Annotated in this window: 10 protein-coding genes; 7 read left to right on the forward strand and 3 right to left on the reverse strand. The window is 36.3% G+C overall.

The genetic code is table 11. The features are described from left to right. The first annotated feature begins 51 nt into the window (after positions 1–51). The 7 genes from EKL99_RS07585 (at position 52) to EKL99_RS07615 (ending at position 8106) form a co-directional block, all read left to right on the forward strand. Complete coding sequence (locus EKL99_RS07585; RefSeq protein WP_126457681.1) at positions 52–915, forward strand: DUF58 domain-containing protein; 864 nt, start codon at positions 52–54, stop codon at positions 913–915. Between the two features lie 17 nt (positions 916–932). Next, positions 933–2561 (forward strand): hypothetical protein, encoded by a 1629-nt coding sequence (locus EKL99_RS07590; RefSeq protein WP_126576690.1) that lies wholly within the window; start codon positions 933–935, stop codon positions 2559–2561. Next, positions 2561–3562, forward strand: a complete 1002-nt coding sequence (locus EKL99_RS07595; protein WP_126576691.1) for a VWA domain-containing protein — start codon at positions 2561–2563, stop codon at positions 3560–3562. Before EKL99_RS07590 ends, EKL99_RS07595 begins: the two co-directional genes overlap by 1 nt. Positions 3563–3692: 130 nt before the next feature. After that, positions 3693–4724, forward strand: coding sequence for a VWA domain-containing protein (locus EKL99_RS07600; protein WP_126554062.1), 1032 nt, complete (start codon positions 3693–3695; stop codon positions 4722–4724). Between the two features lie 46 nt (positions 4725–4770). Further along, on the forward strand, positions 4771–5523 hold the full coding sequence (locus tag EKL99_RS07605; RefSeq protein WP_126576692.1) for a tetratricopeptide repeat protein: 753 nt from the start codon (positions 4771–4773) through the stop codon (positions 5521–5523). A 20-nt stretch (positions 5524–5543) separates the two neighbouring features. Beyond that, positions 5544–7289 carry a BatD family protein gene (locus EKL99_RS07610; protein ID WP_126452129.1) on the forward strand — a complete coding sequence of 582 codons (1746 nt, stop codon included), beginning with the start codon at positions 5544–5546 and terminating at the stop codon, positions 7287–7289. 73 nt (positions 7290–7362) lie between these two features. Then, a complete protein-coding gene (locus EKL99_RS07615) occupies positions 7363–8106 on the forward strand; it encodes a tetratricopeptide repeat protein (protein ID WP_126576693.1) in 744 nt (247 codons plus the stop codon). 236 nt (positions 8107–8342) lie between these two features. Here the strand turns inward: EKL99_RS07615 and EKL99_RS07620 are convergent, their stop codons facing one another. The 3 genes from EKL99_RS07620 to EKL99_RS07630 form a co-directional block, all read right to left on the reverse strand. Next, entirely contained in the window at positions 8343–8780 is a 438-nt protein-coding gene (locus tag EKL99_RS07620; RefSeq protein ID WP_126576694.1) for a hypothetical protein, read from the reverse strand. Positions 8781–9016: 236 nt separating this feature from the next. After that, the gene (locus tag EKL99_RS07625; protein ID WP_126576695.1) at positions 9017–9406 is read right to left on the reverse strand and encodes a Dabb family protein; all 390 of its coding nucleotides are present in this window, start codon (positions 9404–9406) and stop codon (positions 9017–9019) included. A 294-nt stretch (positions 9407–9700) separates the two neighbouring features. Next, positions 9701–12922, reverse strand: coding sequence for a glycosyl hydrolase (locus EKL99_RS07630; RefSeq protein WP_126576696.1), 3222 nt, complete (start codon positions 12920–12922; stop codon positions 9701–9703). Between the last annotated feature and the right edge of the window lie 472 nt (positions 12923–13394).

Consider the following 13394-nt stretch of genomic DNA (forward strand, 5'->3'; position numbering starts at 1 on the left):
AGCCTTTTTTGGTTGCTACTCACCACTCACTTCTCACTAATTACCAAAGAAATGGATACAAAAGACCTCTTAAAAAAAGTACGAAAAATAGAAATCAAAACCCGAAGATTGAGCGATCACATCTTTTCGGGGGAATACCACACATCTTTTAAAGGGCGCGGAATGACGTTCAGCGAGGTGCGTCAATACCAGTTTGGAGATGATATTCGTGCTATTGATTGGAATGTTACGGCGCGATACAATGAAGCGCACGTAAAAGTGTTTGAGGAAGAACGGGAATTGACCATGATGTTGATGGTGGATATATCAGGATCAGAAAGTTTTGGTTCGAAAAATCAATTCAAGAAAGATATTGTTACGGAGATTGCGGCAACAATGGCTTTTTCAGCCACACAAAACAATGATAAAATAGGTTTAATTTTGTTTTCTGACGCAATCGAATTGTATATTCCGCCAAAAAAGGGAAGATCGCATGTATTGCGCATCATCAGGGAATTGATCGAATTTCAGCCCAAAAGCCGTAAAACAGATCTTGCCCAAGCCTTAAAATTTTTATCGGGAACCCAGAAAAAGAAAGCTATTGTGTTTGTAATTTCTGATTTCATGTCGGAAGAGTATGAACATACATTAAAAATAGCCTCTAAAAAACACGATATAACTGGGATTCGCGTGTACGACATTCGGGAAGAAAAAATGCCGAATTTAGGGATGGTTTCTATGCTTGATGCCGAAACCGGAGCAATTGAATTGATAAATACCAGCTCGAAAGCAGTGCGAATGAATTATGAAAAACAGTACCATAATAAAGTAACCTATTTTAAAGAAACATTCAGTAAATCAGGTTCAGGTGTGGTAAACACAAGAGTTGATGAAAGTTATGTGACTAAATTGCTGAGTTATTTTAAATCGAGATAAGGGTTCAATAATAAAAGATGAAAAAACAATTATACCTACTATTGCTGCTTTCTACGGCTGTTTTTGCACAACAAAAGCAAGTAGTCACAAGTATTGATACAATTAAAAATAAAATTGGTGCCGAATTTAAATTATCCATAAAAACTACTGTTGATACTTCGTCTAAGGTCATTTTTCCAAACTTAAAAAACCTTGGCGCTTTAGAGGTGATTCAGTCGTATCCTATTGATACGGTCAAAATGGATGGCCGTTATGAATTAATCAAGAAATACGGGTTGACCCAATTTGATTCTGGCAGATATGTGGTTCCAAGTATCAAGATTTTTATCAACAGCAAACCGTTTTTTACGGATTCGCTTTTGGTTGAGGTAGCGAATGTTCAAGTGGATACTTTGAAACAAAAAATGTACGACATCAAGGACATTGCTCCTGCGGATAATTCAATTGGGGATTGGTGGAAATACCTGCTGATTGTTGCTTTGATTGGTGGTATAGGAGCGTGTATTTATTGGTTTATTAAAAAACGACAAGAGAAAAAACTACACAAAGAAATTTATAAAACGCCTATAGAAAGAGCGACTAGTTTGCTGGATTCTTTGGAGAAAAAAGAACTTTGGCAAAAAGGAGAAGTCAAGGCCTATTACAGTGAATTGACTGATATTGCCCGAAATTATATTGAAGAAGCCATAGAAATTCCAGCTATGGAAAGTACTACATCAGAGCTGATTCTTGGACTTAGAGCGGCTTCTGTCAAAAAGAAAATGACGCTTTCGAAGGAAATTATCGATAATCTGGAGCGTGTTTTGAAACAAGCCGATTTAGTGAAATTTGCCAAATCGAAACCATTGGATTTTGAAATAACCGAAGACCGAAATAAAATTCAAAAAGCAATTTTAACCCTGGACAGCTCCATTCCGCTGGAAGTTCCAGAAGCAGAAGAGATACTGTTGAATGAAGCACAAAGACAAAAACAAATTCAAATTCAGTTGCGCAAACAAAGAAATAAACGGATTCTTACGGCCAGCGCTATTGTACTTTTTTTATTGGCAGCGACCACCACTTTTTTTATTGCTACCAAAGGGTTTAGTTATGTGAAAGACAATATCATTGGTCATCCTACAAAAGAATTATTAGAAGGCGAATGGGTAAAAAGTGAATATGGAAATCCAGGAATTATCATAGAAACACCAAAAGTACTCAAGAGAATAGATCTGACTAAAACGCTTCCTAAAAATGGAATGGCATTGATTAAAGAGATGCAATCGTTTGTGTATGGTAGTGTTTTAGATCGTTTTTATGTGATGGTTTCTACGTTAAAATTCAAAGCAGAAACGCAAATTGATTTGGCTAAATCGATGGACGGGATATTGCAATCATTAGAATCCCAAGGAGCTCAAAATATGATTGTTAAACAAGAAGAATTTGAAACCAAAGAAGGGGTCAAAGGGATTAAAGCCTACGGCACTTTTTCCCAAGTTGATGGCGGTGATGCGACAGGTGTAAAAATGTACTATGAAGCAGTATTGTTCAGTCAGGAAGGTGGATTACAACAAATTTTACTTTTTCATGAAGAAGGAGATACCTATGGCAATGAAATCTCAGAACGAGTTTTGAACTCGGTCGAATTAAAACAAGCAAGTAAATAATGGATAAAATAACTTTTTTGAACCCAGAATTTTTTTGGCTGTTTCTACTGATTCCAGTTGTGATTGCCTGGTTGCTTTGGACAAAAAACGAACAGATCGCAACATTAAAAATTAGTTCTATAGCAGGATTTAAAGGCGCAGAGTCGTATTTGACAAAGTTAAAGCCACTGTTGAATGTATTCCGGGTTTTGGCATTGTGTTCTTTAATTGTTGCCATGGCCAGGCCAAGAACGGTGGATGTAAGCAGTAGAACAAAAACAACTAAAGGAATTGATATTGTTATGGCAATAGATGTTTCTGGAAGTATGCTGGCCAAAGATTTGAAACCAAACCGAATGGAAGCATTGAAAAGAGTCGCAGCTGATTTTGTTGAAGAACGACCAAATGACAGAATAGGATTAGTGGTGTATGCCTCGGAAGCGTACACAAAAACACCGGTGACCAGCGATAAAGCAGTAATCCTAAATGCGATTAGCACTATAAAATACGATACTGTTTTGCAGGACGGAACCGGAATCGGGATGGGATTAGCCACTGCCGTAAACCGATTAAAAGACAGTAAAGCCAAAAGTAAAGTCATTATTCTTTTGACAGATGGTGTGAATAATGCTGGGTTCATTGAGCCGGAAACAGCCTCAGACATCGCCAAGCAATATGGAATAAAAGTATACACAGTAGGAATTGGAACTAACGGAATGGCCATGTTTCCCTATAAAATAGCACCTAATGGAACGTTTTTATTCCAAATGATGAAAGTGGAAATCGACGAACAATTAATGAAAAGTATTGCCAGAAAAACGGACGGAAAATATTTTAGAGCCACCAGCAATAGCAAGCTGGCCGAAATTTATGCCTCCATCAATAAACTGGAAACTACAGAAATAGAAGAATTAAAATTCTATGATTACGATGAAAAATTCAGGCCTTTTATATGGTTTGCCGGTTTTTTGTTGTTGCTGGAAGTAGGACTAAGGAATACAGTTTTTAAAAGCTTTATATAAAATCCCCACCCCAGCCCTCCCCGAAGGGAAGGGAGCACGAACTGGAATATTGGAATTAGAATGACCAAGTTTAGAATTTTTGATTTAGGGTAAAAATCTAAGATCAAAATTCATAAATCTAAAATTAAAAATGGAATTAGACGAAAAAAAATATTTATACCTTCTTTTTATACTGCCTCTTTTAGTGCTGGTTTTTCTGGCTAATTTATATTGGAAAAGAAAGAAACAGCGCGAGTTTGGAGATTTAGAAATGGTAAAAAAATTAAGTCCGGAAAGTTCCGTTTTTAAGCCAGTATTAAAAATAGTCGTGCTGATTTTAGCTTTTCTTGGGCTGATTTTTGCTTTGGTAAACCCAAAGATTGGCACCAAGATGGAAACCGTAAAACGGGAAGGGATTGACATTGTTTTTGCAATGGATGTTTCTAAAAGTATGCTGGCCGAAGATGTTGCGCCCAATCGATTGGACAAAAGCAAGCAAATTGTCTCACAAATCATCAACCAGCTAGGAAGCGATAGAATAGGTATTGTGGCGTATGCCGGAAGTGCTTTTCCGGTATTGCCCATCACTACGGATTACAGCGTTGCAAAAATGTTTTTGCAAAGCATGAATACTGATATGGTTTCCTCCGTAGGAACATCGTTCAACGAGGCAATCAAATTATCGTCAACCTATTTTGATGATAAAAAAACGAGTAAGTTATTGATCATGATTTCGGATGGTGAAGACCATAATGAAGGTGCTGAAGAAGCGGCTGAAGAAGCCAATAAGTTGGGAATTAAAATTATTACAATTGGTGTTGGAACTGAAAAAGGAGGTACAATCCCATTGAAAAGAAATGGAATTATTGAAGGTTTCAAGAAAGACAATAACAACCAAGTGGTTATAACGAAGTTGGTTCCAGAAAGTCTGACAGCGATTGCTAAAGCCACAAAAGGGGGTTATGTAAACGGAAATAATACCAAAGAAGTGCTTGAATATGTAAAAAATGCATTGAATAATATTCAAAAAACCGAATTTGAAGCGACGGAAATGGCGGATTTTCAATCGCAATTTCAATGGTTTTTGGGCTTTGCCTTCTTGCTGTTATTTGTGGATGTCTTTCTGTTGGAGAGAAAAACAAGCTGGGTTAAGAAATTGAATTTATTTAACGAAAATAAATAATTATTTCCTAAAGGTTCTTAGCCTTCTGGATTTATAGATACAATAAATGAAAAGATTTAAAATTATCATAATTGCTTTTTTAATGATTGCTTTCTGCGGAACGGCCGGTTTGTACGCACAACAAAAAGACCGAATTTTGCCTAAAGCAAATGCAGAATATGCGGAAAACAAATTCGCAGAGGCAGAGGCTAATTACAGAATTTCGGATTCAAAATTCCCTAATAGTACCGCTGCGTCCTTCAATCTTGGAAATAGTATTTACAAGCAAAAGCAGTCTGGAGAAGCCAAATTTGCGTACGCCAAAGCATTTAAAAATTCAAAAACGAGACCTCAAAAACACAGAGCCCTGCATAATTTGGGAAACGTATTCATGAATGAAAAGGATTATACTCAGGCGGTAGAAGCGTATAAAAACGCCTTGCGAAATGACCCAACCGATGAGGAAACCCGTTATAATTTTGCTTTGGCCAAAAAAATGCTGAAAGACAATCCGCCAAAGGATGACAAGAAAAAAGACGACAAGAAAGATAAAGATAAAGACAAGAAAGACGATAAAAAGGACGAGAAGAAAGACAAAAAAGAGGACGATAAAAAAGACGATAAAGGCGATCAGGACAAAGATAAAAATGAGCCAAAACCCAATGAAAATGGGGAGCCAAAACCAGCACCTGGAGGTATCTCCAAACAACGTCTGGAAAATTTACTAGATGCTGTAAATAGAGAAGAAAAGAAGGTTCAGGATAAGGTGAATGCCCAGAAAGTAAAAGGAAAACCAGTTAAAACGGAGAAGGATTGGTAATTCAATTAGACAGTTTGAAAATGAAAAAATATATAGCAGCAATCGTTTTATTGGTGTGCAGCTCCCTTAATGCTCAGGTTCAGTTTGAGGCCAAAGTCAGCAAAAGTACGTTGGGCTTAAATGAGAGGTTGCGTATTGATTTTATGATGAATGTAGATGGGGATAATTTTGTGAAGCCTTCATTTGAAGGATTTAGAATTGTTGCCGGGCCCAGCCAGCAAGTAAGTCAGTCCTGGGTAAACGGGAGAAGTTCTTTTGAGAAAGTCTATTCATATATTCTTTTGCCAAATCAAAAAGGAACCTTGGTTATCAAGCAGGCAGCCATAGAGTTTAATGGTCAAATTTATAAGACAGCACCAGTAAAAATAAATGTTACTGAGGCTACGCAACAACCCAGAGATCCAAACGATTCACAAGTGTCTGCGGATGAAAACTTATATCTTGTTGCCGATGTGTCTAAAACAAATCCGTACATCAACGAACCCATTACGGTCGTGTACAAATTGTATTTTGCAAATATTGGCATCTCAAATTTAGGAGAACTGACCAAGCCAAAATACAATGATTTTTGGAGTCAAAATATTGAAATAAAACAGCTTGCTGCCGAAGAGGGGATGTTTAAAGGCCAAAATTATCGCTATATCGTGCTAAAAAAAGTAGTGCTATATCCGCAAAAATCAGGAAAACTTAAGATCGAGCCCCTATCATTAGCAGTTGATGTGCAGTTACCAACGAACCAAAGGGATATGTTTGGTCGAATGGTACTAACGGAAACGACCCAAAGAGTTTCGGCCGGAGCCAAAACCATTACCGTTAAACCACTACCCGAGTCTGGAAAACCAGAAAATTTTACCGGAGCGGTTGGAAGTTTCGACTTCAAAGTCACACCGTCTAAAACCGATTTAAAAAACGGAGAAAGTCTGGATCTTGTTGTCAGCGTAACCGGAAAAGGGAATCTAAAATTGTTCAGTTTGCCAAAACCAGTTGTGCCAAATGCGCTGGAAATGTATGATGCCGTTCACAGCGAAGACATCAGTACACCACTTTCCGGTATGAGCGGAAAAATGTCAGACAGTTATACTATAATTCCGCAATACAGAGGAAATTATCCGGTAAAACCAATGCTGTTTTCTTATTTTGATCTGGATTCCCGTACGTATAAAACACTCCGTTCTCCAGAGATTATGATCCATATTCTTGATGGCCCTTCTCCGGCAGATTCTTCTGCTACAGCTGGAAATAAAAATAAAATTGCAGCGGTTGAAGAATTTAAAACGATCAAGTCAAAAACCAATCTGGTTACCATTGATAAAGAGGATTTCTTTGGATCGAATTTGTTTATTGGATTGTTAGTACTGCCTTTTTTATTGGTTCCAATAATTGTGTTATTCAAAAAGAAAAAGGAAGCTATGGATGGCGATATTTCCGGAAACAGAATCCGAATGAATAATAGACTGGCCAAGAAATATTTATCAGTGGCCAAGAAACAAATCAATAACAAAGAACTGTTTTACATTGCACTGGAGAAAGCGATGCATAATTTCCTGAAGGCAAAATTACACATTGAAACCTCTGAAATGAGCAAGAATAATATTCAGGAATTATTGTTGTCCCGAAATGCAAAACCAGAAGCTGTAAACGATTTTATTGCGCTTACTGAAAATTGTGAAGTGGCTCGTTATGCACCTTCATCCAGTGTTACAATACAACAGGATTTTGATAAAGCAGTTTATATCATCGCTGCGTTGGAAAAACAGATTGCTTAATAAAAGTACTAAAATTAATTTTTGAGTAAATACACTTTGAGCCTTTGTGCCCTCGTTGCAAAAAAAGATAATGATGAAAAATATACTATACATACTTTTACTTTCAACTCAGTTTTTCTTTGCCCAAAACGGCTTTGAAAAAGGGAATGCGTATTATGAAAAGGCAAAGTACACTGAAGCCGTGGCTGCCTATGAAAGTGTTTTGAAAACCCAGCAGCACTCTTCGGAATTGTATTTTAATTTAGGAAATGCCTATTATAAATTGAATCAGGTTGCGCCTTCGATCTACAATTATGAAAAAGCATTAGTGCTCAATCCAAACGATCAAGGAAGTATAAACAACCTGAAATTCGCTCAAAAAAGAACAATTGATGAAATTAAAGTAATCCCAAAAGTAGGTTTTGCAAAATTAGTTCGTGATTTCACGGGAATTTATCATTATAATACCTGGGAATGGGTTTCTGTAGGATTGGCTGCCGCTTTTTTGTTGTTTTTTATCGGGTACTATTTTTTACAAAGAACACTTCCTAAACGGATTTTCTTTTTTGGAATGTTTCTGGCTGTTTTTCTTTTACTAATGACGCTGGTCGCAGCTATTATTGAGAAAAGTCATTTTGATACCGAAAAACCAGCCATTGTTTTTGCCGAAATGGCGAATGTGAAAAGCGAACCCAGAAATGGCGGTAAATCTATTTTTGTGCTGCATGAAGGAACTAAAGTTTATGTGAAGGAAGTCATCGAAAAATGGAAAAAAGTGCAACTAACGGATGGAACCGAAGGCTGGATAGAGAGCAGTGCAATTAAGGAAGTGAAATAATAGTTCACGGTTTCAAATTGTCCAGTTTCTTTATTTATAGCAGAAACAGGGCGGTTTTCATGGTAATTAAACTGACCGCCACCATATTTAAAATCAATTTCAAAATTGCAAATTCTACAGTTGGCATTTAATATTTGTCCCATGTTTTTATATTGAAACTTTAAAAACATAATCACCCCATGACATAAGTATTATTGCGATTAAATGCCCAATTTACTCTGAAACTTAGTGAGAATTTAATGCAGATATAAATACAGTAAATTATGAAAAATTGTTTTCCATTTAATTTGGTTAATTTTACCATCATGAATTAATAAAATCCTCCCTTTCGTAAGTTTTAATGATTGACTTTCTGCAATTTCAGAGTTTATAAAAACGCTATCACCTTTTGATATCTCCCAGTAATTTTTTTGATGTACTGTAATTTCTGTTTCAGAAGAAGTTTTGTAAATGTTAACTGTAAAAATCTGTATTATTGTATTGTTTTTGACTTCATATATTTTTTTTTCGTTGCTTATTTGATATGAGCCGTCTTTAATAACCTCATTGTTTATAGATACTTTATTTCCAATTTCTACTTCTGCTAAATAATATGATCTTTCTATTTCAAAAATTTTGCCATCAACAAGTTTTTGCTCAACAATAAATAATTTTTCCCGACGAATGTTATTCAAATAATTTCCAATATCTAAATCTGGAATTACATTTTCATTTGCTAAAGTGAAAAGCTTAATGCCTGTTTTGCACGAAATCGCAAGCTGGGGTAATTCAAATCAAGCAAAAAAGATTATTGCAAAAATGGTAAAGTAGAAAATTGTAATGGCTGAAAAAAATAAGAATTCATTAATTTTTGTTTAGAATCTCTTAATTATGGTAAAAGTATTTGATCTAATATCTCAAGATTCAAGGCCTATAAGTCTATTGCATCATAAACCAAAACTTTCTCCCAAAGATGGGAACAGTTTTTTACAAAATCCTGATGAATAGGGTGGTCCTGATATATTTTTTGACCCGCTTCATCATCAAAAAATAACAGCTCTGAAACGTCCCAAGAAGTGTCTACTACTTCCCGTTTTTCCGTAGAAGCTAATATACCCAAATGAAATTGGCGAACCGTTGGAATTGCTGCTAAAGTTTTCAAGCCGGAAATCAATTGCTGTTTATCTTCTTCCGATTGGGGGTTCTTTAACCAAAAAAACACATGGTGTATTAAATTTTTTTCATTGGAGTGTTTTGTGAATCCAAAAGCAGCTGCAATACCTACTAAAGCCGCCGAACCAATAAACTGTCTTCGTATCATCTGATTAATTTTAAATGTAAATATCTAAATTAAAAATAGAATAGGATCACTATTTATCTCAAATTTTAAAAGGAGAATGACTGCTGTTTTTGAAACAGAACGGTTTTTGCAAAACAAGATAGTTTTTCTCATTAATCACCATGAAGCCCGGCTTTCACTAAAGCCTTAAAACAAAAAAGACCTTACATTGCTGTAAAGTCTTTTTAAAAAGCTCCTCTCTTGGGCTCGCCCCTCGGGACAGATTAGCAGTTAAATCTCGACTGCGCTCCATTTGACAAGATTGATACGATCTAATTATTTTATTTCCTTATCTAAAATAATGGCAGGAATTTGCTGTTTCATTACAAAAGCATTAAATTTCTTGACATCGTTATCCACGATATCTTTTATTTTCTGGAGTTCGGCATCTATTTTCATAGCTAAATCTTCATAAACAACATAAGCATTTCGGGTTGGTTTTGATTCCGATGACGAAATATTGGATCCTAATCCAGCCATTTTATCGTTCAATTGAATTGGGAAAGCTAACACATCTTGTGGTGCTTTAGCTTTTGGCTGCATTAATGATGACTCAATTTTATCCAAATTTTCCAGAGTCGATTTCGTCATTTTTTTCATTTGATTGACTGCCACAGTATCTTTTACAGTTGCTATGTATCCATTAATTTGCGTGCGTATTTTTCGCAGTTGGTTAATCGCGAGATGAGCTTCATTGACTTTTTTATTTACTTTTTGGTGCAAGTCAAATTGCTCTTTTAAATCAGCATCACTCGTGGTCATTCGAGGATCAAGTTTGATTTCAACAGCTGACTCTGCAATAATGGTTTTGTCTTCAATTAACCGAACAATATAAGATCCCGGTACTACTTTTGCGCCAATACCAGATCCTGCCCACATTACATTAGTTCCGTCAACTGCAGTTGCATTTGGATAGCGCATGTTCCATACAAATGAATTCATACCTGCTTTTGCGGTGATGAAACCCGCTTGCTCTTTTTTTGGATCTTGATAAAATTCCTTGGAAATTTTCATGGGTTCACCCTTCATGTCTTTGGTTGAAGAGTAGGTATTTATCGTATCTCCTTTGAGTGTTAGAAACTGTAATCTTATCTCAGTTGAAGGTTTCTTTTTGAAAAAGTAACGTACAATTACTCCATTTGGGGCATTAGTTCCTGAACTCATGTCATCGCTTTGTCCGCCTTGCATTCTATAAGCAGGACGCGGTTTGAAAAGGTGTTTGTCTCCTTTTACTGTTTTGTCTTTTATTTCATAAAGCGGTGTAATATCATCTAATACCCAAAAAGATCGGCCGTGGGTTGCAACGATTAAATCCTTTTCTCTTTTTTGAATTTGTAAATCTCTAATAGGAGTAACCGGTAAATTCAAGTTTAGTTTTTGCCAAGAATCTCCATCGTTGAAAGAAACATAAACGCCTCGCTCAGTTCCAGCAAACAGTAATCCAGGTTTGTTAGGATCTTCACGCAATACTCTGCAATATTCATCAGATGGAATTCCATTGGTTATTTTAGTCCAACTTTTTCCATAATCAACCGTTTTGAACATATACGGTGTACGATCGCCGTACATGTATTTATTGGCTGTTAAATATGCTTTTCCTTTTTCGTGTTCTGAAGTGTGAATCATACTAATCAAAGAAAAGTCAGGCAATACTGTTGTTGGTAATGAGATATTCTCCCATTTTGCTCCATTGTTTTTAGTGATATGTACTAAACCGTCATCAGATCCGGTCCAAATTACCCCTTTTTCTAGCGGTGATTCTGAGAGGGTGAATATGGTAGCGTATACTTCCGCTCCTGTTTGATCCTTAGTTATTGGTCCGCCCGTTTCTCCTGTAGTTTTTGGATCATTTCGGGATAAATCAGGACTTATAATTTCAAATGAATGACCTTGATCTTCCGTCACGTGTACTACCTGAGAGGTAACATACATTCTTTTTGGGTTGTGAGGCGAAAAAACAATTGGGTACGTCCATTGAAAACGGTATTTTTTAGCACTAGAAGGAGCCCCAATATTCGATTCTGGATACGGAGAGATATCTTTTCCTTGGCCTGTTTTTTTGTTGTAAGAACTCAATTGACCGTCGTACTCGCCACCGTATGTAATGTCAGCATTCGTTGGATCTGCCTCGATGTATCCTGCTTCGCCACCCGCAACGGCGTACCAAGATTCAGGACCTATACTATTGCCACTAGTTCTAGAAGCAATCCGAATGGAAGAATTGTCCTGTTGAGCTCCGTAGATATTATACGGGAATTCATTGTCTACTGATACATGATAAAATTGAGCGGTTGGTGTGTCTAATTCCGTGAAGGTTTCCCCACCATTAAAGGTAACTTCGCCACCGCCATCATCGCCAATTATAAAGTTATCTGGGTTTAAAGGATTAATCCATACATCATGCGTATCTCCGTGTCGGACATTTATTTTTTTAAAGCTTTTACCGCCATCGCTAGTTTTCCAAGCATCTACATTTAATACAATTAATCCATTTTCGTTTTTAGGATCGGTTTGTAAATTCATGTAATACCATGGTCTTTGCCAAAGATTTTTATCTTCATTAATCAATTCCCAGTGCTCGCCTGCATCGTCAGATCGATACAGTCCGCCTTTTGTATTTTCGATCAAAGCATACAAGCGATTCGAATTTATTGGAGACACAGCGATTCCTATTTTTCCGAGGATTCCAATTGGCATTCCTGGTTTTTCGTTAAGCGATTTCCAAGTATCACCGCCATCAATAGATTTGTACATTCCAGATCCTTTTCCTCCTGATGACATAGAATGACCGTTACGATACCCTTCCCAAAGCGTTGCGTAAACAATTCTAGGATTGGTAGGATCGATACGAACACACATGGCGCCCGTTTTTTCATCTTTAGAAAGAACTAATTGCCATGTTTTTCCACCATCTTTTGATCGGTAAACACCGCGTTCCGGATTAGATTTAAAAGGATTTCCCATTGCTGCAACAAAAACGATGTTAGCATCAGAAGGGTGTACTTCAATATTAGCGATTGCATCCGCTTTATCGAGGCCAGATTTTGACCAAGTTTTTCCGCCGTTTACAGATTTATACATTCCGTCACCAAAAGAGATATTGGATCTCATATCTGCTTCGCCCATTCCTACATATACCACATTTGCATCAGATGGGGCAACTGTAATTGCACCTACAGCAGATGATTTAAAAATACTATCAGAAATAGGAAACCACTCATTTCCTCCATCAATTGTTTTCCAAACGCCACCTCCTGTTGCACCAAAATAATACGTCAAAGGGTGGTTGGCATGTCCTGCTACCGCAAGTGATCTTCCCGATCGAAAAGGTCCGATATTTCTCCATTTAAGCGCATTAAATACGCTATCTGAGACAAAATTTGAAGTTGTTTTGTTTTTTACATTCTTTTTTTGAGCATAGCCTAAGCTAGTGGAAAGTGTTATAAAAAAGACAAGAACGATACTAAAGTTAATTCTTTTAAAATAAGTTTGGTTCATAGGTTTTAATAGATTGGTTAGTGGTTATTAAATTTTAAACTTCAATAAGGATTTGCCATTTTTAGTTTTAAACACTGCATATTGGAAAAACACATACCTAGTTATTTATCAAATATAAGAATTAATTTAGTAGTAATTGTAGTTGTTAAACGGCGTTGCATGGAAGCACAGATTTGTAACCAAGTTAAAATGGTTATCAACAAATTTTCCTATTTCTATCTTTGAACTAGGTGAGGTCTTACTTTCATTGTGAATTTAAAACAAAAAAGACCTTACATTGCTGTAAAGTCTTTTTTAAAAAGGTTCTACCGATAGCTATTGAGGCTTGTTCGGGTGATTTATTCGATGATTAACTTTTTATATGTTTTCAAGTAATCTCATTGAAATTTCAGGATTCTGTATTAGGTTTTCAATATCAATTTTGCTTTGCATCTTCTTGCTTTAAATTAAAGTTGTAGCCAACGTACAAGTG

This window comes from Flavobacterium sp. ZB4P23 (genome assembly GCF_003970375.1).
Classification (GTDB): Bacteria; Bacteroidota; Bacteroidia; order Flavobacteriales; family Flavobacteriaceae; genus Flavobacterium.